The sequence below is a fragment of the Haloarcula regularis genome (genome assembly GCF_029338315.1).
Taxonomy (GTDB): domain Archaea; phylum Halobacteriota; class Halobacteria; order Halobacteriales; family Haloarculaceae; genus Haloarcula; species Haloarcula regularis.
The window spans coordinates 1,348,964-1,368,206 of record NZ_CP119794.1; the positions used below are offsets into that span (position 1 = coordinate 1,348,964).

General features: G+C 60.0%; 19 protein-coding genes and 1 tRNA gene. 15 read left to right on the forward strand and 5 right to left on the reverse strand.

The features are described from left to right. Positions 1–54: 54 nt before the first annotated feature. The 9 genes from P1N55_RS07330 (at position 55) to P1N55_RS07370 (ending at position 9,231) form a co-directional block, all read left to right on the forward strand. Positions 55–705, forward strand: coding sequence for an adenylate kinase (locus P1N55_RS07330; protein ID WP_276278273.1), 651 nt, complete (start codon positions 55–57; stop codon positions 703–705). 56 nt (positions 706–761) lie between these two features. After that, positions 762–1,658 (forward strand): DUF106 domain-containing protein, encoded by an 897-nt coding sequence (locus tag P1N55_RS07335; RefSeq protein WP_276278274.1) that lies wholly within the window; start codon positions 762–764, stop codon positions 1,656–1,658. A 41-nt stretch (positions 1,659–1,699) separates the two neighbouring features. Then, positions 1,700–2,278: a (d)CMP kinase gene (cmk, locus tag P1N55_RS07340; protein WP_276278275.1), complete on the forward strand. Its 579-nt coding sequence runs from the start codon at positions 1,700–1,702 to the stop codon at positions 2,276–2,278. A 3-nt stretch (positions 2,279–2,281) separates the two neighbouring features. Continuing rightward, positions 2,282–3,178, forward strand: coding sequence for an RNA-guided pseudouridylation complex pseudouridine synthase subunit Cbf5 (locus tag P1N55_RS07345; RefSeq protein WP_276278276.1), 897 nt, complete (start codon positions 2,282–2,284; stop codon positions 3,176–3,178). A 55-nt stretch (positions 3,179–3,233) separates the two neighbouring features. Next, the gene (locus P1N55_RS07350; RefSeq protein ID WP_276278277.1) at positions 3,234–4,697 is read left to right on the forward strand and encodes a sensor histidine kinase; all 1,464 of its coding nucleotides are present in this window, start codon (positions 3,234–3,236) and stop codon (positions 4,695–4,697) included. 27 nt (positions 4,698–4,724) lie between these two features. After that, a tRNA-Pro gene (locus P1N55_RS07355) sits at positions 4,725–4,795 on the forward strand. Between the two features lie 505 nt (positions 4,796–5,300). Next, positions 5,301–7,058: a hypothetical protein gene (locus P1N55_RS07360; RefSeq protein WP_276278278.1), complete on the forward strand. Its 1,758-nt coding sequence runs from the start codon at positions 5,301–5,303 to the stop codon at positions 7,056–7,058. Positions 7,059–7,184: 126 nt separating this feature from the next. Next, a complete protein-coding gene (locus P1N55_RS07365; RefSeq protein ID WP_276278279.1) occupies positions 7,185–8,630 on the forward strand; it encodes a DUF262 domain-containing protein in 1,446 nt (481 codons plus the stop codon). Positions 8,631–8,652: 22 nt separating this feature from the next. After that, on the forward strand, positions 8,653–9,231 hold the full coding sequence (locus P1N55_RS07370) for a DUF1524 domain-containing protein (protein WP_276278280.1): 579 nt from the start codon (positions 8,653–8,655) through the stop codon (positions 9,229–9,231). Between the two features lie 139 nt (positions 9,232–9,370). Here the strand turns inward: P1N55_RS07370 and P1N55_RS07375 are convergent, their stop codons facing one another. Then, positions 9,371–10,594 carry a copper amine oxidase gene (locus tag P1N55_RS07375; protein WP_276278281.1) on the reverse strand — a complete coding sequence of 408 codons (1,224 nt, stop codon included), beginning with the start codon at positions 10,592–10,594 and terminating at the stop codon, positions 9,371–9,373. A gap of 407 nt (positions 10,595–11,001) precedes the next feature. On the opposite strand from P1N55_RS07375, the gene P1N55_RS07380 reads away from it, so the two are divergent. Beyond that, the gene (locus tag P1N55_RS07380; protein ID WP_276278282.1) at positions 11,002–11,622 is read left to right on the forward strand and encodes a hypothetical protein; all 621 of its coding nucleotides are present in this window, start codon (positions 11,002–11,004) and stop codon (positions 11,620–11,622) included. Between the two features lie 88 nt (positions 11,623–11,710). Here the strand turns inward: P1N55_RS07380 and P1N55_RS07385 are convergent, their stop codons facing one another. Continuing rightward, positions 11,711–12,181: a helix-turn-helix domain-containing protein gene (locus P1N55_RS07385; protein ID WP_276278283.1), complete on the reverse strand. Its 471-nt coding sequence runs from the start codon at positions 12,179–12,181 to the stop codon at positions 11,711–11,713. A gap of 129 nt (positions 12,182–12,310) precedes the next feature. On the opposite strand from P1N55_RS07385, the gene P1N55_RS07390 reads away from it, so the two are divergent. Further along, positions 12,311–13,390, forward strand: coding sequence for a tyrosine-type recombinase/integrase (locus P1N55_RS07390; RefSeq protein WP_276278284.1), 1,080 nt, complete (start codon positions 12,311–12,313; stop codon positions 13,388–13,390). Positions 13,391–13,751: 361 nt separating this feature from the next. On the opposite strand, the gene P1N55_RS07395 is transcribed toward P1N55_RS07390, so the two are convergent. After that, positions 13,752–14,861: a mandelate racemase/muconate lactonizing enzyme family protein gene (locus tag P1N55_RS07395; RefSeq protein WP_276278285.1), complete on the reverse strand. Its 1,110-nt coding sequence runs from the start codon at positions 14,859–14,861 to the stop codon at positions 13,752–13,754. 157 nt (positions 14,862–15,018) lie between these two features. On the opposite strand from P1N55_RS07395, the gene P1N55_RS07400 reads away from it, so the two are divergent. From P1N55_RS07400 to P1N55_RS07415, 4 genes are all read left to right on the forward strand, one after another. Continuing rightward, positions 15,019–15,963: a MogA/MoaB family molybdenum cofactor biosynthesis protein gene (locus P1N55_RS07400; protein WP_276278286.1), complete on the forward strand. Its 945-nt coding sequence runs from the start codon at positions 15,019–15,021 to the stop codon at positions 15,961–15,963. Between the two features lie 46 nt (positions 15,964–16,009). Further along, on the forward strand, positions 16,010–16,834 hold the full coding sequence (locus P1N55_RS07405; RefSeq protein WP_276278287.1) for an aldo/keto reductase: 825 nt from the start codon (positions 16,010–16,012) through the stop codon (positions 16,832–16,834). Positions 16,835–16,882: 48 nt separating this feature from the next. Next, positions 16,883–18,100, forward strand: a complete 1,218-nt coding sequence (gene hmgA / locus P1N55_RS07410) for a hydroxymethylglutaryl-CoA reductase (NADPH) (protein WP_276278288.1) — start codon at positions 16,883–16,885, stop codon at positions 18,098–18,100. A 111-nt stretch (positions 18,101–18,211) separates the two neighbouring features. Further along, complete coding sequence (locus P1N55_RS07415) at positions 18,212–18,340, forward strand: hypothetical protein (protein WP_276278289.1); 129 nt, start codon at positions 18,212–18,214, stop codon at positions 18,338–18,340. Between the two features lie 12 nt (positions 18,341–18,352). Here P1N55_RS07415 and P1N55_RS07420 read toward each other — a convergent pair whose 3' ends face one another. Both P1N55_RS07420 and P1N55_RS07425 read right to left on the reverse strand, forming a co-directional pair. After that, positions 18,353–18,706 carry a hypothetical protein gene (locus tag P1N55_RS07420; RefSeq protein WP_276278290.1) on the reverse strand — a complete coding sequence of 118 codons (354 nt, stop codon included), beginning with the start codon at positions 18,704–18,706 and terminating at the stop codon, positions 18,353–18,355. Continuing rightward, positions 18,703–19,227 carry a DUF5817 domain-containing protein gene (locus P1N55_RS07425; protein ID WP_276278291.1) on the reverse strand — a complete coding sequence of 175 codons (525 nt, stop codon included), beginning with the start codon at positions 19,225–19,227 and terminating at the stop codon, positions 18,703–18,705. Before P1N55_RS07425 ends, P1N55_RS07420 begins: the two co-directional genes overlap by 4 nt. Positions 19,228–19,243 lie beyond the last annotated feature (16 nt).

Here is a 19,243-nt window from a genome sequence, read left to right on the forward strand (position 1 = left end):
CGACACCGAAGCGGTTTGGACAACCATTTAACGGGCGCCCGAGAACCGCCGAGTATGTCGAACCCGCGAATCCTGATTCTGGGCCCGCCGGGAGCGGGCAAGGGGACACAGAGCGCGAACATCGCCGAGACCTACGGCGTCGAGCACGTCACGACCGGCGACGCGCTCCGCGCGAACAAGGACATGGACATCAGCGACATGGACACGGAGTACGACACCCCCCGCGAGTACATGGAGGCCGGCGATCTCGTGCCCGACGCGGTGGTCAACGCCATCGTCGAGGAGGCGCTGAACTCCGCCGACGGCTTCGTGCTGGACGGCTACCCGCGCAACCTCGACCAGGCCGAGGAACTCGAGGACATGACCGACCTCGACGTGGTCCTGTCGCTCGAGGTCGCCCGCGAGGAGCTGGTCGACCGCCTGACCGGCCGGCGGGTGTGTGACGACTGTGGCGCGAACTTCCACGTCGAGTTCAGCCCGCCCGAGGAGGCGGGCGTCTGTGACGAGTGTGGCGGCGACCTCATCCAGCGCGACGACGACAACGAGGCGTCCGTGCGCAACCGCCTGGACGTCTTCGACGAGAACACCGCGCCCGTCATCGCCCACTACGAGGACCACGCTGGCTTCGTCGCTATCGACGGCGAGCAGGCGCCAGACGGCGTCTGGTCGGACATCCGGGACGCCATCGACGCCGAGACGGCCTGATCCCGCTCGCGCACGAACAGTAAACTTGATAAGCCGCCGTCGCTGAATACATCTCAATGGCAAGCACCGCGCCGAAGGTAGAACGACTCGCCGACGACGGCGAGGAGATGACCGAGGCGCTCGCGACGGCGCTCTCGGTCGCAGAGGAGAAGGGCACAGTCACCTGGGCCGACGTCAGCGACGACCTCACGAGCGGCGAGTGGGGCCGACTCATCGAGTCGGGCCTGCTCGTCGACGCCGACGGCGAGGGGTTCGTCATCGAGGACCCGGAGGGCGTCCGCGAGGCGCTCTCGGAGTCGGAGGCGGCACCCAGCGAGGACGACGACGAGGACGGGGGCTGGTCGACCTGGGACAAGCTGGCCGGCCTGGCGACGCTCGGCCTCTTTGCCGGGTACTCCATCAACTCCGTCCGGGACGCCATCGGCGGGGTCCTCGACATCGCGCTGGGGCCGCTGGCGAACATCCTCCCCTTCTACCTCGTCATCCTGGTCCTGGCGGTCATCACCGGCGCGAACTCAACCATCCTGCAGGACAACCTCATGGACATGTCCGGGATGGGCGACCACCAGGCGAAGATGGAGGACCTCAAGGAGCGCCGCAAGAAGGCCAAAGAGCGCGACGACCAGGAGGCGCTGGACAAACTGGAAAAAGAGCAGATGGAGCTCATGTCCGACCAGATGGGCATGTTCAAGAAACAGTTCCGCCCGATGGTCTGGATCATGCTCATCAACATCCCCATCTTCCTGTGGATCTACTGGATGGTCTTCGGCCCCGGCCTGTCGGGCCTCCCGTCGCCCGTCGCCGTCCTCCCCATCCTCGGTGAGGTCACCACCTGGAAGGAGGGCGTCGTCGGCCCGATGCAGGCCTGGATCGTCTGGTACTTCCTGTGCTCGCTCTCCTTTACCCAGGTCATCAGGAAGGCGCTGAACGTCAAGACGTCCCCGACCGGATAGGAACAGACAGCCTCTTTTACGCGGGTCACGCGAACTCGGATATGTTGATCACAGTCTCCGGGCCGGCCGGGAGCGGCAAGAGCACGCTCGCGAAGAGCCTCGCCGACGCCCTGGGGTACGAACACGTCAGCGGGGGGGACATCTTCCGCTCGCTGGCCGAAGACCGGGGGATGACGCCCCTGGAGCTGAACAAGGCCGCCGAGGAGGACGACCAGATCGACCGCGACCTGGACCGGCGCCTGCGCAACATCGCCAAGGAGCGCGACGACCTGGTGCTCGAGTCCCGCCTCGCTGGCTGGATGGCCGGCGAGTACGCCGACATGAAGTTGTGGCTCACCGCGCCACTCGACGTCCGCGCCGACCGCATCGCCACCCGGGAGAACAAGCCTTTCGAGCAGGCCCGCACGGAGACCCGCGAGCGCGGTGCGAGCGAGGCCCAGCGCTACAGCGACTACTACGACATCGACTTCGACGACCTCTCTATCTACGATCTGTCGGTGAACACGGCCCGCTGGGACCCCCAGGGCGTCCTCAGCGTCACCCTGCACGCCGTCGAGTCCTACAGCCTCGACGGCGACGAGGGCAAGGCACCCATCGAGAACGTCCGCTACGAGTTCTGACCGATGTCGCCCCCGCTCCGTGGCCCACCGGACGACCGTTCGCCCGACGACCTGCTCGCGTTCGGCGTCGTCAACCTCGACAAGCCCCCCGGCCCCTCCGCCCACCAGGTCGCCGGGTGGGTCCGCGACGCCACTGGCCAGGACCGTGTGGCCCACGGGGGCACCCTCGACCCGAAGGTCACGGGCTGTCTCCCCGCCCTGCTGGGCGACGCCGCCCGGATGGCCCGGGTCTTCGACGACGCCGACAAGGAGTACGTCGCCGTCCTCGAGCTCCACGAGACGGCCCCCGCGGATTTCGACGACGTCGTCGCCGAGTTCGAGACCGAGATCTATCAGAAACCGCCCCGGAAGAGCGCCGTCAAGCGCCGGTTGCGCAGCCGCCACATCCACGCGCTCGAGGTTCTGGAACGCGACGAGCGCCGGGCGCTCCTCCGGATCCGCTGTGAGTCTGGCACCTACGTCCGGAAGCTGTGTCACGACCTCGGCCTGGCGCTGGGGACCGGCGCCCACATGGGTGACCTCCGGCGCACCGCGACCGGGACCTTCGACGACGGCGACCTGGCGACGATGCACGACCTGATCGACGCGCTGGCGTTCGCCGAGGAGGGCGACGACGCGCCCCTGCGCGAGGTCGTCCAGCCAGCCGAACGGGCGCTGGTCCACCTCCCCCGGGTGACCATCGCCCCGAGCGCCGCCCGCGAGGTCGCGAACGGCGCACCGGTCTACGCCCCGGGCGTCCTCGACGTCGCGCCCGCACAGGTCGGCGAGCGTGCGCCCGAGCGCGACGCGCTGGTTGCCTGTTACACCCCGGACGGGGCCGCCGTCTGTCTGGGGACGCTCGCGGGCGACCCCAATGCCGACGCGGGCGTCGTCGTGTCACTCGAACGGGTGCTCGTCTAGCGAGTCCATCGACGAACATATAGCGACTGCCGGCAAATCGGGCGTAGACCTGGGAATGGCTGGCACACGAGGCGGCGACCGACGTCGAGAGATGGCCGCGCGAGTGAGCCTCTTTGGCCTCTTCCTGTCGCTGTTCCCGCTCGTCCACGTTTTCAGGCACACGCAGACGCTCCTCACGATGGCCATGGGCATCCTCGCACCGGCGGCACTCGCGGCCCTCCTGGTCGCCGCTGGCCCGTGGCTCTACCGGCAGGAGGTCCCGGCGTCGGACCTCGCCCGCATCTCCCGGTGGACCTTCGCGTGCGCGGCCGTCGGCCTCGGCATCGGCGTGGGCACCGTGGCACACGTCGCCGTGCTGGGCCAGCCGCTCTCGGAGGGGCCGTTCGTCGCGGTCAACACCGGCATCGCCGGCGCCGTCGGCGGTCTCCTGGTGGGCTACTTCGAGTCACGCGACCACCAGCAGCGTCGCCGTCTCGAGGAGACCGCCGGCAAGTTCCGGGCCGTCTTCGAGGGGACCCACGACGCCCTCGTCGTCGCCGACGACAGCGGCACCTACGTCGACGCCAACCCCGCCGCCGCGACGCTGTTCGGCGTCGACCGGACTGACCTCGTCGGGCTGTCCATCAAGGACTTCGCCGCCACCGACTTCGATTTCGACACGGCGTGGTCCGCGTTCCGCCAGGAGAAGGCCGGCCGCGGCCAGTTCCCGCTCGTCCGGGCCGACGGGACCAGACGCATCGTCGAGTTCGCGGCGACGAGCGACGTCTACCCCGGCCACCACCTCTCGGCGCTCCGTGACGTCACCGACCGGGTGACCTACGAACAGGAACTTGAGGACCAGCGCGAGACGCTCTCGTTTCTCAACCAGGTCCTCCGGCACAACGTCCTCAACGGCATCCACGTCGTCCTCGCGCGGGCGGACCTGCTCGAGACGACCGACGACAATCGCGACCACGTCGAGGCCATCCGCCAGCGCGGCGAAGCCATCGCCGACCTCGTGGGTCGGGTGAACCGACTCAACGGGACCCTGCAACGCCACCAACCGCTCGAGCGAGTCGCCCTCCGAGAGCTGCTCCGGACCGTCACCAACACCGTCGAGACCAGCTTCCCCGAGGCCGACGTCTCGCTGTCCGACCCCTGCCCCGACGTCGTCGTCGACGCCGACCCCATGCTCGCGGAGGTCTTCGAGAACCTGCTCACCAACGCCATCCGCCACAACGACGCCGACACGCCCGAGGTCTCCGTCGCCGTCGAGACGGCCGACGAGTGGGTGACGGCACTCGTTACCGACAACGGCCCCGGCGTCCCCGACGCGAAGAAGGACATCGTCTTCGGCCGCGGTCAGAAGGGGCCGGCCAGCGACGGGACCGGGTTCGGCCTCTACATCGTCCGGGCGCTGGTCGACCGCTACGACGGCACCGTCGAACTCACCGACAACGTTCCCCGCGGGTCGGTGTTCGAGGTCCGCCTCCCCCGCGTCGGTGACGTGCCCGCGGCGGCGGCGAAACGACACCCATAAGTCGGGGACAACCTTCTGCCGAAATGCGGGACCGTGGGGTAGCGGTATCCTCGGCGCATGGGGTGCGTCGGACCTGAGTTCGAATCTCGGCGGTCCCACTCAACGTTTTCACAGATGCTCACTGCGACAGTTTAGCTATGCGAGCGGTCAGTTTACCTCTTGCCGATTCGAGAAAATAAATCGTTCTTTAAATACCAGATTTTCCCCTCACAGTCTTTCCGATAACTGGTATCGCCAACCCACCCACCGAGCCACCCTTCCTGAATGGGAATCGGTTCTTTCTCTCCTCGTCGACCTCGCGACAGCCCCCTTCACGGGGGCTGGCGCATCGGTGTGTTTTCCATTTGTTTCGGCCAGTCTTCACAAACCACCGAAAGCGAAGGAGCGGGAGAACAGGTTTGCCCGGCAGCACAGCGGAGCGAGCAGCCCGGACCGGACCGCGAGCGCCAATCGCGGTCCGCACCGGCTCGACCAGCCGGAAGCGCCCCCTTGCGGGGCGACCCGGAAGCCTGAGCGTCTCCCCCGACCCCGAAGGGGGAGGGGAATCGTTACCGCGTTCACCTGTCCGACAAACGCGGTTCCTGCCTGTGGGGGGTCGCACTGATGCGCAGCCGTGTCGACCCACCAGGACATCTGGGCGGTCTTGACCTTGCCGACAGATGTAACACTCCCGTCTTAGCGGACCTCCTGGAGGAGCGCGACTTACTCGGCTACGGTCAGCTCATAGATGGCTCGTTGACCGAACGTGACGAAGAGCGTGTACGGGTTGCAAAGTTCATAGCGGGTCATCCAGAGGGAACGCCGTTGTCTCACGTTGTCTCCTACGCTGTCAAAGGGGTGTCTCCTGAGAACTGCCAACGTGTCGAAGGGTCCGACCCAGATTACCAGTTCGTCTATCGGTTCATCGAAGATCTCGTTGAACCAGAAGGCCCCTATGTGCGGAAATCGCGGTCTTCAGGGGTCCTATTCGTGACTCCGACCCTCCGGCTTCTTGACTTGATTACAGAAGGCATTAGTCAAACACGTCAAAACGAGGGTGTCACCTACGATCGCGAGTTTCTCCGTAACTACCTCTCTCGTGTAGATTCTGTGGATGATGACCTCCGTGAGCTGCTGAAAGACGGTTTTACATCCTACCTCAATCGCATCAAGGACTACAAGCTACTGTTCGACGTTCACTTCGTCGATCGACGTGGCGGTGAGACCACTCGGCGGATGACGAAGGACTACAAAACTCGGTTTAATGACTCAGGGCGCGTCTCCAAACAGTTCGCTCGGTTTAATGATGCACTCGAATACGGTTACCAGAACGCGGATAACGCTGTTCTGGTGACGCTGACGACCGACCCGAATCGTCAGGATTCCTTGCTTGATGGCATAGACTCAATAAACGACAATTTCAACCGACTGTTGTCGTATTTCGACTCAGACCCCTCGACGAAATCGGACACTCGTTGCGCCGACGTTCCCGGCTGGCGTCCCGACCTCGACAACGACGTGACCGGGCGACCACGTGACCGCCCGGACTACATCAAGGCGCTGGAGTTCACTGAAAAGGGATACCCGCACTTGCACGTTTTGTTCTTCGACGTTCCTACCCGAGACAAGGATGGTCTCCCGTGGCTTTGCGACAAACCGGAGCTGGCGAAGAAGTGGGCCGACTACGGACAAGGCGAGATCGTCGACGTGTATCCGCTAATCTATCGTGATGACCTAGACGACCTTGACCCTGAGTTCCAAGACGACGAAGGTTTCGTTGACTGGTACCGGTTCGGTGACCATAACCACGATGAAGCTTGGGTCCGCGAGCGAACCCGGTCGCACGAATTGATAGAGTTCGGTGACGACGGCCAAGATCTGGAATCGACAGCTGGCGCGTACCTTGGCAAGTACCTGAGCGCGACGTTCGGCTCCCTGCTCGACGCCACGGAGACTTTCGCTGAGTCCGAAGACAACCGGGAAACCTATGCAGACAAAGCGGCGACGTGGAAGCTTGCGTTGTATTGGGCAACGAATCGTCGTTTCTGGTCCTGCTCGAAATCGATCGCTGAGGGGATTGACCCGAATGACCACCTGCAAGACCCGGACGTTCGGGAGTCTGTTCGGTGGTGTTCGCTCGACTCTGTTCAGGCGGTTAGTGAGCGAGAGATACGAGAAAGACTTGCTCGTCGGCAGTGGGATGACACTGACGATCTCAACGCCGCTATAGAGCGGGCAATTTCGGATGTGGAAAGACCGCAGGTCCGTTCAATACTACCTCAGGATGCCAAATTTCGATGTGTTGTGAATTATATTGGAGCATATGCATATTGGGATATCCCAAATAGTGAATTAAGTAGGGGCCACGAGAAATTAAAATGATTAAGAATCTCAAATTGCCACTGACCACAATTAAGACTCAGGCCATTAAATGGCGATGTATTGGATATTATATAAGATTTATCAATAAGGGTAATTTTTTTATAACAGTCATCATATCGAATTGCTATGCCCGGTTACGATCTTAATACTGAGTCGATTAACTCATTTGTAGATGATAGCCAAATTGAGTTGCCAAGATTCCAGAGGAAATTAACTTGGACGGATAAAGATAATTTCAAACTTTGCCTAAGTGTTTTTAAAGGATACCCCCTTGGAGTCATCGTTCTCTCAAAAGATGCGGATAAAAAATATCTCCTTGATGGTAGGCAGAGACGCTTTGCTCTAGATGAAATGAGGAATCCAGAAAGAGTCTATGACTGGGCAAGATCTGCCATTGGTTTTAATCTGGGCGTCTCCGAGGACGATCTGAGAGAACAATATTGGAAATATGTTGATCAGTACTTTGGTGAATTTGAAGAAGATGTAGACGACGAGGATGAAGAAATTGATGAAGATCTACCGGATGATGATGAGGAGACCGATTCGGTGTCTTACGCTGACTCTTCACACCAAGGAGAAGATGAGAATCTTATCAGTTTGTTAGATATAATTCTAACGGTACATCCTAAAAGAAAGAAGGCCAGTGGAATTACGAAACCTTTCGATTTCAGAGATGAAATATCAAACTTAGATTATATAGTAGACCCTCCTTCTGGATACCGTTTCGTAGATACCGAACAGCTGCTTGATTGGATAGAGTACCGTTCAGGCGGCCGAACGACACCGGATATGAGTGATTTCTCCCAGGACGATCTATACGACTGGCTGATGGCCGGTAAGACTCCCGGAAACAACGAGAATTCCAAAGAAGAGACAATAAGAAAAGAGATTGATCGTAATTGGGATCAAATAAATAGGGTGTTTTCAGCCTTAGACGATCTTGATACAACACTCAGCAACAGAAAGATAGGATATATGGAAGTGAGGGACGCTACCGCAAATGACGAAAAGAAAATATTTGAGATCATCAACAGTGAAGGAACTGATTTAACTGCTGTTGAAATTTTGTCTGCCAAACCTGCGTACAACATAGATATTGAAAATCCCAGTGACGAGATTCTTGAAGACATTGAACGATTGTATCAAAAAGAGATGGAGGTCTCACGTCAAGAAGCTGTTCGATGGGATCGTCCTGCAACGCTGTATAGTCGATTAGAAGTTCCAACTCTATTCCCCGAGGAGGGATATAGTTTTGAGCGGAAAGTTCGAATTGGATTCAAGTTGATGAGTGGGTATTATCTCAATGGCATTTCTAAAGATGATTTCGAGGCCTTAGCCAAAAATGAAAATATTAACTGGGGATCTACGGAACTTGAGCAGCAATTAAATCATATTGAATCGTATATTTCTGGGCACAGTATAGTTAGTTTCTGGAAGGCATGGGGTGATCCATTAGTTCGGATGACTTCTGAGGCAGTTGCTGTTAACTACTTACTCTGTATGCTGAAATACTGGGAAATTCTGGGTAAGCCAACGTCCAGCACTTCAGCAAATTATCAAACTCGAAAATAAGGGTGCCGTGCTATTTGATCGTATGATCTATGAGTATGTTACAAGGCTTTGGAGTGGCTCAAGTGATACAAGAACGGCAAATAATCTCAAGAACCTCACCGAAGATAGTTCTCTATTTTCTCCTGTAGATTCAGAAGACTGGAAAAGTCTTCTTCAGGATTTGGTTGAAGATGGCCACATCGAGGGACAAGATCAATTAAATAATAAAAATCCAAGCAGTCGTGTGAAGCTTCTTCTTCGATATTATTATGTGTTGACAGAGAAACGGCCAACGGATGCGGGCAGAATGTCAATTGATCATATAATACCGAGCAAAGAATTTGAGAGTTCAGCTGATGAAGACTTGCAGCGATATGAAAATCACATTGCAAATCTCGCAGAAATCCCGGAGAGAGAGAATACTTCAAAAAGTGCCAAGAGTCTAAATCAAATTTCGGATCCATGGCTTAAATCCGAAATAGAGAATTTCACAGGCATAGAGTCGAGTGAATTCGACAAATACTCCAACATCGCGAACGTTGAGGCTCTGGTTGAAGAGAGGGGAAAAAGAATGATAGAGGAGTTCCTATCAGGAAGAGCGAGATTGCTTTCTGTTCAATGAAGAAGTGAGCGTCCGGTATCCACTGTCCACCGTAGTTTGACTAACTGTTGATTCTAGTTTGGTACTATATTCGCTCATAATCCATTATATCTGTCACAGTGTACTCACTTAGGGAAGGTTGTGTCTGCAGAATTGACTTCTAAGCCTGTGGACTCTTCCACTTGCTCGTTATCGTATCTTGGACAGTACCATCCATAATCACCTGAACCTTCGCGCGTAGCTGCTGATCATCCGGTGGCAGGATATTAAGAGTAGTAGTGTACTCCGCTTGTGGTTCGAGTTGCTTGGCTTGGCTCTGGGCTGATGCGACCAGATTCTCGTTCGCGTTCTCGAATCCGACTTTTGCTTGAGCCGTACCCGTCCCATCACCTACGTTCTGCATCGTAACTTCGACGGCTGCACCACCTGAAGCAGGAGTGTCAACGGCGTAGGAGAACACCAGCACGCCGCTATCATGTATCGGTCGGAACTCGGGAGTGCCGCCTTCCATCTCGGGAGGCAGTTCTCCAATTCCCCAGCCTTTCGCTGTCGTCTCGACGTAGTAGTACTGCTGTCCGTCGTTCTGGAAGGACGTCCCTGGGATGTTTTCACCACCAGCAATACCGAGCGCCATGTGCTGCTTGTCACGGAAGACTAGGAGCGTAGATCCGTATCCAAACTGCTCAAGCATCGACGCCAAAAGAATACAGCTATCCTCACAGTCACCTTCTCGATCCACCAGCGTCTCAATCGGGTACTTTGGATACTCGTTATACCCGGCGGAGACCTTGTCGCTCGTATATTTTAGATTTTGAACGAAGGTCATCATCTGATTGATAATCCCAGCGTCGTTCAGTCCCCGCTCCTTGCCGAAACGCTCGAACTCGTTCACAATCCCCTTGATGTACTGGTCGTCGTACGTGTCTGAAACGTACGCGCCGTATTCGCGGGTCCTGTCCCGGCTCTTGTAGTACTGATACAGGACTTCGGGAACCTCCAGCGAGAGCGCTGTTGGGCCAGTATCGGTCTTCTGTTCGAAGGTTCTGGAGATAGACCCGCTCGTTTCGAGGTTCGGGTCGGTGCTCCCATGAAGGCCACTTAGATGGACGGGAAACGTCGGTTGTTCTTGGCTTCCGACAGAGTGGTTTCCGACGGTCTCACTCGTGTTCAATCCTTCAAGTTCCGATTCCGTCGGCCGGACGAGAAAGAGTACCCGCCCCATCTCAATCGGTCCCTTGCTCGTGTTTGGTCCAGCAATCGTGTGGTTCCCACTTGAGGCAATCGTAGCTATAGTGTCACCTGAGGTAGTTCCCTGCTTGACCAGCACCTCTTCGGCTCCATTGAGTTGGACGTTGGCGGTTACGCGGTACTTCGTTCCGCTCACCCAGTCCTCTGACCAACTAACCTTTGGCTGTGGTTTAGGCGTCGAAGTGGGCGGAGGTGGGCTCGGAAGTGGGAGTCGTACTTTCTTCTGAGAGTACTCCAGGGCAGCCCGCCAGTACAGAAACCGCACTGGCAGAAAGAGTGGTAAGCAAGTTACGTCGTTGCATCAATAGCTCGCATTATAGATCGTAAGAACTTGAAACCGTCTGGTATTTCATGATTAGAAGATGGTGTGGGTCGATAGTCGTGCAGGGAAATACTATTTGAAAAGCCGGTTCCATCTACCCTAATAACGCAATATATCTGGATATCTGTAACACAAAATGAATCTGATTTCTGATTTCTCGCTATACTCAGTGTTGTAGAAGTAGTCTTTTTTACTTAACAATCAAATATCACATAGAGTGTTTGACAGTGGTTTATTGGTATCGCTATACAGAAGACGAATTCAACGATGCGAAAAATCAAGCGCTAGCACAAGCACAAGATCGTCCATCCAACAAAGATCCAGAAGCTAAACAAATAAAAAGAAAGCTTATCGGGAACTTAGGTGAATACACTTTCCGAGCTTTTCTCCGTGATTTTGCGGTCGATAACAAATGGGAGTATCTGCATGAGGAATCACATAAAAACAGCAAACCGGAATATGGTGATTCAGATTTCAAAATTAATGATAAAAATATTGATGTAAAGTCTTCAATTGATATAACACGATTTAGAACTTATGAAATGGAGTATGGCAGACCTGAAGACACTGATAAATTGGTACTGAGGGGCAGACATATAGATTATTTTGCGTTCTGTATCTTACAGGGGATAGATTTTCGCGAAAGTATAAATCGCTTTGATTCGGCTATCGGCTTACTGCTGGGTTGGGCAGATTACAATACAATAGCTCATGAAGCATTTAAACTCAGATATAGCGAGCAGTATCGTGGAAAGGGGAGCTACTTACCATTCACTAATCCGATATATCTATTAAAAAAAGAACGTGCTCTTGCCCCAATTGATTTAGACGATTTAGAATAGGACTGAATCAAGACTAATTACAACCGCCTACGACAATTACTACTGGCACGGAGCCTCCATTTTATCCGGCTGATTGAGTCTAAATCCCTCAAGAGTCATTCTGTTTCTCCTCGCGTAATCTCGTCTCAACGTTTTCAATCGCTTCGGAGAGTATATCTTCATCATCCGGTTTTAGCTCTTTTAGTCGTTCGTGCTCCTCAATCACTTGTCTCTCGTATTCTATTTTTGAGACGCCAAGATCTTGCTGAATTAGTCGCTCTTTCTTTGCCCTTTCTCGGACTTGACCAATTCTTTCCGCCACAGTCTGACCATAGGTTTTGATTGAATCCCACCCCAAGTGGATTCTTAGTCCCTCATCTGTCAACTTGTATTTTCCTCGGTCTACCTTCTCTACTAACCCACCTGCCTGTAGGGAGTTCAGGCGGTTGGACACACCCTCTCGCGACCGATCTATATTTTGAGCGATAGCCGTCGGACCGAGAGTAAGCCCTGTGGACAGAATTTCCAATATTTCTTCGTCCATCTCCGTCAGCCAATCCGGCTGTTCGTCGTCATCCATGTTTTGTGGTTTCGAAGTCGCTGTGTAAAAATCCATTCGCTAAAATATGGCTACTAATTCATCTACTCTATTTTGTGTTCACGAATTCGTGAAAACGTTTATGTGGCCGGGTCGAATCTTTGACGGTAGATGAATCCGAAAAATCTCGATCCGCTTGATCCCCGTCAAGCTCTAGAAATGTGGATCGACGGGCAACGTGCTGAAAAGTCGGATGAAACGGTCCAGAGCTATTTTTATCGGGTTCGGAAATTTATCGAATGGCTAGAAAAAGAGAATATCAACAATCTCAATGACCTCTCCGGACGTGATGTGTTTCGGTATAATTCATCGCGTAAGGCTGATGGTCTGAGTAAGAGTGCGCTGAATAACCAGTTGGGCACAATCAAACTGTTCCTGGAGTTCTGTGCCGACGTAGAAGCCGTCCCGCCAGAGCTGCCAGCGAAGGTAGACGTGCCGACACTCTCGAAGGCTGAACGAGCTAATGAAGAAAAACTATCGGCCCAGCGAGCCAGCACAATTCTCGGTAATCTCCGACGTTACGAATTTGCGAGTAGAGATCACACGCTGTTCGCTCTTGCATGGCATACTGGGGCTCGGCTTGGTGCTCTCCGCTCTCTCGACCTTCGCGACTGTTACCTCGTCGACGACGACCTCGAACGACTCGCACACCAAGACGATCTTGACCCCGAAGATTTAGAAGCCGTTGAGATTCCTTTCGTCTACTTTCGCCACCGGCCAGATACTGATACACCACTCAAGAACCAGAGAGAAGGTGAGCGACCAGTAGGGCTATCCAACGAGGTTGGCGAATTACTGCAAGAGTACATCGAAGTATCTCGTCCCGAGGTAGAGGACGAATTTGGTCGGAAACCTCTCTTCTCCAGTCGGAAGGGATCTGGCAGGATGTCGAAGGGAGCCATCCGTTCACGGTTCAATATCATTACCCAACCCTGCCGGTACGGACTCTGTCCCCACGACCGCGATCCAGATGAGTGTGAAGCCCGCGAGCACGGTTACGAGTCGCGGTGTCCTTCAGCACGGTCCCCACATCGGGTTCGGACGGGCTCGATTACACATCATCGTGACGAAGGGTGGCCACCTGAGGTTCTGTCCGAACGGGTGAATGCCACACCGGAGGTCATTCGCACCCACTACGACCAACCAGACCTGCTCAAGCGGATGGAATCGAGGCGGAATTACCTCGAATGATGTGTATGACTCTGAGTCGCTACCACCTTTCCCGGATTCACATCTTCGAATCCGGTTGGTTCATCTCGGCGGTCCCACTTTTCGCGGAGCGAAAATGGGAGCACGAAGACGAGCGCAGCGAGTCTCCGGCGGTCCCACTACCACTTTTTACGGCGTCGCCCTTCCTCGCGAGCCTCCGGCTCGCTGCGGAGAGGGCTCCTTGTAAAAACGTGGGGAAAAACGGCCGGACGCTCACTGCGTTCGCGTCCGGTGAAACGGCGCGCAGAGCGCGCCGTATGCCCACGTCAGAAAGAAAGGCGATTCTAGCGTGAGTGACGTGGGATGGGGGCAGTTTATCCGCATGCACGACCGCCGCCGGACGTCAGCGGTCGAGCCGGTACGACTCCAGTGCGGTCTCGTCGAAGGTCACGCCGTGGCCCGGCCGGTCGGGGATTGGGAGGTCGCCGTCCTCGGGTTCCAGCGGGTGTTCGAGCACGTCGTCGAACGCCTTTACATCCGAGTCGCGGTAGAAGTACTCCGCCCAGAGCCCGTTCTCGATCGCGCCGAGCAACTGCACGTGCAGGTCCCAGTTGTAGTGGGGGGCCACCGGGACGTCGTGGCTCGCGGCGGTGTTGGCGACCCGGAGCCACTCGGTGACCCCGCCCACCACGGAGACGTCCGGCTGGACGATCTCGATGGCGCCCTCACGGAGGAGCTCGGCGAAGCCGTACCGGGAGAACTCCAGTTCGCCCGCGACCACGGGATAGGAGAGGGCGTCGTTGACTTCGGCCATGAGTTCGACGCTGTCGGGCATCACTGGCTCCTCGATCCAGTAGGGGTCGTACTCGGCGAAGGCCCGACAGGCCCGCACGGCCTCCTGTTTGGTGTCCCACTTGCCGTTGGCGTCCATCAGGAGCGTGCGGTGGGGACCGATGGCGTCGCGGACGGCCGCGACGCGTTCGACCTCGCGGTCGATCGGTTCGCGCCCGACTTTCATCTTCACCGCGTCGTGGCCGCGCTCGACGTACCGCTCCATCTCGTCCCGGAGACCGTCCAGCCCCTTCTCGTCGCGGTAGTAGCCGCCGCTGGCGTAGGCGGGAATCCGCTCGTTGCTCCCGCCGAGCAGTTTGTAGAGGGGCATCCCCGCGGCTTTGGCCTTGAGGTCCCAGAGCGCGGTGTCGACGATCGATATCGCCCGCAGCAGGACGCCTTTGCGGCCGATCTGGACGGTCCCGTCGAACATCTCCCGCCAGAGCCGCGTCGTGTCGCGTGGGTCCTCTCCCTCGACCATCGGGGCGAGCAGTTCAGCCACTGCGTCGGCGACGAGACCGGCGCCGCCGTACCCGAGCGTGTAGCCGACGCCCTCGAGGCCGTCCTCGGTGCGGATGCGGACGATAGCGTGGTCGCGTTCTTCCACGACGCGGGTCGCGAACGCCACCGGTTCCTCGAGCGGGATCGATATCGCGAAACTGTCGACTTCACGGACTTCCATGGCGACCGTCGTGTCGCCATCCTAATGAGTCCTGGTACAGCGGCCATCGAGTCACGCACCGGACCGCTTCGAGCCCACGGAGGGAGATTCAGGCGACGATGCCGACAGGTTCGCCCCCCATCCGGAGATATTTACCCGGCCCTGCCGTCTGACCGATATGGTCGATTTCCAGTCTCGCGACACGCGCCGGGGACTCGGCGGGCGCGACGACGATGACGACGAGGAGGCGGACGTGGCCGAGGAATCGACGGACGAGAGCGACGATACGGCCCCGGACGCCGACGAATCGGGCGACCCGACCGACGACGAGCAGGACACGGCCGACGAAGCGGGGACCGAGCAATCGAACGAAACAGCGGCCGACGCGACAGAGACCGAGCAGTCCGACGGGGACGACGAGACGGCGGCCGAACAGTCCCGAGAGACGCCGGCCGAGGTGGCAGGAGAAGCGACGGCGGCGACCGAACGGGGCGCCGACCCGCTCGTCTCGACGGCCGAGGACGACACGGAACCGGAAGAGCGACCCGCCCAGCAGGACCGAGCGTCGAACGCGGGCGAGCCAGCGCAGTCGGGCCCGGTGGGGAGCAAGTCGGCGCAACCACAGCAGGGCGCGTCGGCCCGGCCTCAGTCAGCGAGCGTCGACGCGGCGGTCGTCACCATCGGGACCGCCGGCGACGAGCGTGACCCCACGGGTGAGAAGATCGTCGCGGCGCTCGAACGGGCCGGCCACGCGGTCACCGCCCGCGAGCGCCTGCGGGGTGACTTCGACGGCGTGCAACAGTCCGTCGACACGCTCGTCGGCCGCGACGACGTCGACGTCGTGGTCACGGCGGGCGGGACCGGCATCCGGAGCGACGAGGTGGCCATCGAGGCGGTCCACCCCCTGCTGGAGAAGGCGCTGCCGGGCTTTGGCGAGGCGTTTCGCACGCTCCTGTTCGAGCACATCGGGACCGGCATCGTCGCGGTGCGGACGACCGCCGGCGTCGCGAAGTCGACGCCCGTGTTCTGCCTGCCCGGCGACCAGGAGGCCGCGGCGCTCGGCGTCGAGGAGATCGTCGCGGCCGAGGCGGGCGAGCTGGTCGCCCACCTGCGAGACGAGTAGCCGCCCCGACCATCGGCGTTTTGTCCGTCGCACCCCTGGATGGCCCATGGAGGAGATTCAGGTCCGGGGCGCCTCGGTCCCCGCGCTCGGACTGGGAACCTGGCAGCTGACCGGGCGGGCGTGCCGGGAGACGGTCGCGACGGCACTCGAGATGGGGTATCGCCACGTCGACACCGCACAGGCCTACGGCAACGAGCGACAGGTCGGTCGCGGCATCGATGACGCCGCCGTCGACCGCGACGACCTCTTCCTCGTGACGAAACTCGACGCCCGGAACCGCACCGCGGAGCGCGTTCGCCGCTCGACCCGAAAGAGCCTCGAGCGCCTCGGCACCGACTACCTGGACCTGCTACTCATCCACCAGCCGAACGTGCCGCTCGTTGCCTCGCTGTCGGAGACGCTGGGCGCGATGAACGACCTCGTCGACGACGGCCTCGTCAGGCACGTCGGCGTCAGCAACTTCCCGCGACCGATGCTCCGGCGGGCCCGCGAGACCTCGAGCGCGCCCATCCTCACCGACCAGGTGCAGTACCACCCCTACTGGGACCAGCGCAAACTCCTGACCTACTGTCAGATCCACGACGTCCTGCTGACCGCCTACAGCCCGCTGGCCCGCGGCGGCGTCCTCGACGACCCCGTGCTCGTGACCATCGGCAACCGCTACGACAAGTCGCCGGCACAGGTCGCGCTCCGGTGGCTCGTCCAGCAGGAGGGCGTGGCCACCATCCCGAAAGCGTCCAGCCGCGAGCACCTCGCGGAGAACCTCGCCGTCTTCGACTTCGAACTGACCGACGAAGAGATGGCACGTATCCGGAACCCGAACCGACTGAAGACAGGGTATCACTTCCTGCGCTCGCAGTTGCCGTTCTGACGCGGGACAGAGAGCAACTGTTAGGGGCCTCCCCCGCTACCGGCCTGTATGACCGATGCCGACGCCGTCGCGCTCGCCGAGCGGGTCCGCGAGGGCGAGTTGCGACTGTACGAGCTCGAGGAGCACGCCGACGCCGGGACGGCCGCCGCCGCCCGCCGGCACCTGCTGGCCGAGGAGACCGGGGCCGACCTCGAGACGGTCGGCGCGTACGCATTCGACGCCGCCGACGCCGAACCGAACATCGAGAACATGGTGGGGGCCGCCCAGATCCCGATGGGCGTCGTCGGCCCGCTGCCCGTCGACGGCGGGGCCGCATCCGGCGACCATCACCTCCCGCTGGCGACCACGGAGGGTGCGCTGGTCGCCTCGGTCAACCGCGGCGTCGCGACCATCCGGAACGCCGGCGGCGCGACCGCCCGCGTCCTCAAGTCCGGGATGACCCGCGCGCCCGTGTTCCGCGTCGAGGACGTCGCCGAGGCCGGCGAAGTGTCGGCCTGGGTCCGCGAGCACGTCGACGACCTGGCCGAGGCCGCCGAGTCGACGACGAACCACGGCGAACTGCAGGACGTGACGCCCTACGTCGTCGGCGACAACGTCTTCCTCCGGTTCTCCTACGACACCAAGGACGCGATGGGGATGAACATGGCCACGATCGCCACGGAGGCAGCCTGTGACGTCATCGAGGATGAGACGCCCGCCGACCTCGTGGCGCTCTCGGGCAACCTCTGTTCGGACAAGAAGCCCGCGGCCATCAACGCCGTCGAGGGCCGGGGCCGGACCGTCGCCGCCGACGTGCTGATCCCCCACGAGCAGGTCGAGGAGCGCCTCGACACGACGACGGCGGCCATCGTCGAGGCCAATACCCGCAAGAACCTGGTGGGCTCGGCGAAGGCCGGCGCGCTGGGGTTCAACGCCCACGCCGCCAACGTCGTCGCCGCCGCCTTCCTCGCACTCGGCCAGGACGCCGCCCAGGTCGTCGAGGGGAGCAACACCATCACCACCGTCGACGCCCGGGAAGAGGGGCTCTACGCTTCCGTCACGCTCGCCTCGCTCGAGGTCGGGTCGGTCGGCGGCGGCACGGGCCTGCCAACCCAGTCCGAGGCGCTGGACGTGCTGGGCTACGCCGGCGGGGGCGACCCGCCAGGGAGCAACGCCGACGCAGTCGCCGAGGTCATCGCCGCCGGTGTGCTGGCCGGCGAACTCTCCCTGCTCGCGGCGCTCTCCTCGCGGCACCTCTCGTCGGCCCACGCTGAACTGGGGCGCTGACACCCACGGGACCACTTTCAGTTCCGGTCCGTGGCTGGCGCCGGTTTATCCCTCGCCGTCCGGTACCTTGCCGTGCGTCCGACGGGCCATCCCCGCGGGCGCACCACCACCATGTCCCTGAACATCCCCGACGCCGAGACGACGGTATCGCGCGCCCATCGGCTCCTCCACCACCTGAAGCTGCTCGCGACGACGCTCGCGGCGCTGGTCGGTCTGGCGACGACGTTCGGTCTGCTCTGACCGGCCCGCGTCTCACCGCCGCTGGCTCACCAGGAAGCCGACGCCGGCGACGAGCACGACGACGCCCGCCAGCAGGACGCCGCCGCTGCCGACGAGCGGCCCGACCACCAGCAGCGCCCACGCCACCGCGAAGACGGCGTGGGCGAGCGCGAACAGCCGGTGCCCACGGCGGGCGAAGACGACGGCGCCGAGCGTGAACCCTGCGGTGAGGACCGCCGCCGAGAGGGCCACCGTGCTGACCGCGACATCGCCGACGGGTATCGGATTCGGCCGGACGACCGGCGTGACGAGATACAGCAGGCCGGCGAGTCCGACGAGGGCGCCGACGACGGCGGGCCCGGGTTCGACGTCGAGCCGGCGGGTCATAGCAGGCGGTAGGTCCCGCCCGACTCGGTGACCTCACCAGCCCGGCGGAGCTTCTCGAGTGCGGTGCGGGTGTAATCGGCCGGGACGTCGCGCTCGCTGGCGTAGGCGACCACGGCGTCTTCGGTCGGGTCGTCGAGGTCACGGAGCGCCGCACGGACCGTCTCCTTGCGGCTCGACCCGCTTCGTGCGCCCCCTTCGGCGCGCTCGCCGGCGGCGGCGACGGCCTCGCTGTCGATGCCCGAGGACTCGAGGTACGTCTCGTCGTCGATTCCCGACGACTCGACCTGACGGTCCAAGTCGGCGTAGGAATCCAGCTGGGCGAACGCGTCGCCCTCGCCCTGCCGGTTGGCCAGCATCGAGGCCCGGACCTCGCGGGCGTGGGCTTCGTCGTCCGTCTCGACGAACTTTCGCCGCTTCGCGTGCTGCTTGCGCGTCCCACACCGGGGACATCGGGTCGTCTCCGGCCGCCCCTCGACGACCCAGAGGGCGCTGCACTCGCTACAGCCGACCACCGCGTACATGGCCGTGCGTCGGGGC

Excerpts from the sequence above, each read along its gene's own strand:
- P1N55_RS07395 (WP_276278285.1), bottom strand. The coding sequence starts at position 14,861 with ATGGAAGTCCGTGAAGTCGACAGTTTCGCGATATCGATCCCGCTCGAG.
- P1N55_RS07345 (WP_276278276.1), top strand. The coding sequence starts at position 2,282 with ATGTCGCCCCCGCTCCGTGGCCCACCGGACGACCGTTCGCCCGACGAC.
- P1N55_RS07335 (WP_276278274.1), top strand. The coding sequence starts at position 762 with ATGGCAAGCACCGCGCCGAAGGTAGAACGACTCGCCGACGACGGCGAG.
- P1N55_RS07390 (WP_276278284.1), top strand. The coding sequence starts at position 12,311 with ATGAATCCGAAAAATCTCGATCCGCTTGATCCCCGTCAAGCTCTAGAA.
- P1N55_RS07405 (WP_276278287.1), top strand. The coding sequence starts at position 16,010 with ATGGAGGAGATTCAGGTCCGGGGCGCCTCGGTCCCCGCGCTCGGACTG.
- P1N55_RS07350 (WP_276278277.1), top strand. The coding sequence starts at position 3,234 with ATGGCTGGCACACGAGGCGGCGACCGACGTCGAGAGATGGCCGCGCGA.
- P1N55_RS07425 (WP_276278291.1), bottom strand. The coding sequence starts at position 19,227 with ATGTACGCGGTGGTCGGCTGTAGCGAGTGCAGCGCCCTCTGGGTCGTC.
- hmgA (WP_276278288.1), top strand. The coding sequence starts at position 16,883 with ATGACCGATGCCGACGCCGTCGCGCTCGCCGAGCGGGTCCGCGAGGGC.
- P1N55_RS07365 (WP_276278279.1), top strand. The coding sequence starts at position 7,185 with ATGCCCGGTTACGATCTTAATACTGAGTCGATTAACTCATTTGTAGAT.
- P1N55_RS07360 (WP_276278278.1), top strand. The coding sequence starts at position 5,301 with ATGCGCAGCCGTGTCGACCCACCAGGACATCTGGGCGGTCTTGACCTT.
- cmk (WP_276278275.1), top strand. The coding sequence starts at position 1,700 with ATGTTGATCACAGTCTCCGGGCCGGCCGGGAGCGGCAAGAGCACGCTC.
- P1N55_RS07330 (WP_276278273.1), top strand. The coding sequence starts at position 55 with ATGTCGAACCCGCGAATCCTGATTCTGGGCCCGCCGGGAGCGGGCAAG.
- P1N55_RS07400 (WP_276278286.1), top strand. The coding sequence starts at position 15,019 with ATGGTCGATTTCCAGTCTCGCGACACGCGCCGGGGACTCGGCGGGCGC.
- P1N55_RS07420 (WP_276278290.1), bottom strand. The coding sequence starts at position 18,706 with ATGACCCGCCGGCTCGACGTCGAACCCGGGCCCGCCGTCGTCGGCGCC.
- P1N55_RS07415 (WP_276278289.1), top strand. The coding sequence starts at position 18,212 with ATGTCCCTGAACATCCCCGACGCCGAGACGACGGTATCGCGCGCCCAT.
- P1N55_RS07370 (WP_276278280.1), top strand. The coding sequence starts at position 8,653 with ATGATCTATGAGTATGTTACAAGGCTTTGGAGTGGCTCAAGTGATACA.
- P1N55_RS07385 (WP_276278283.1), bottom strand. The coding sequence starts at position 12,181 with ATGGATGACGACGAACAGCCGGATTGGCTGACGGAGATGGACGAAGAA.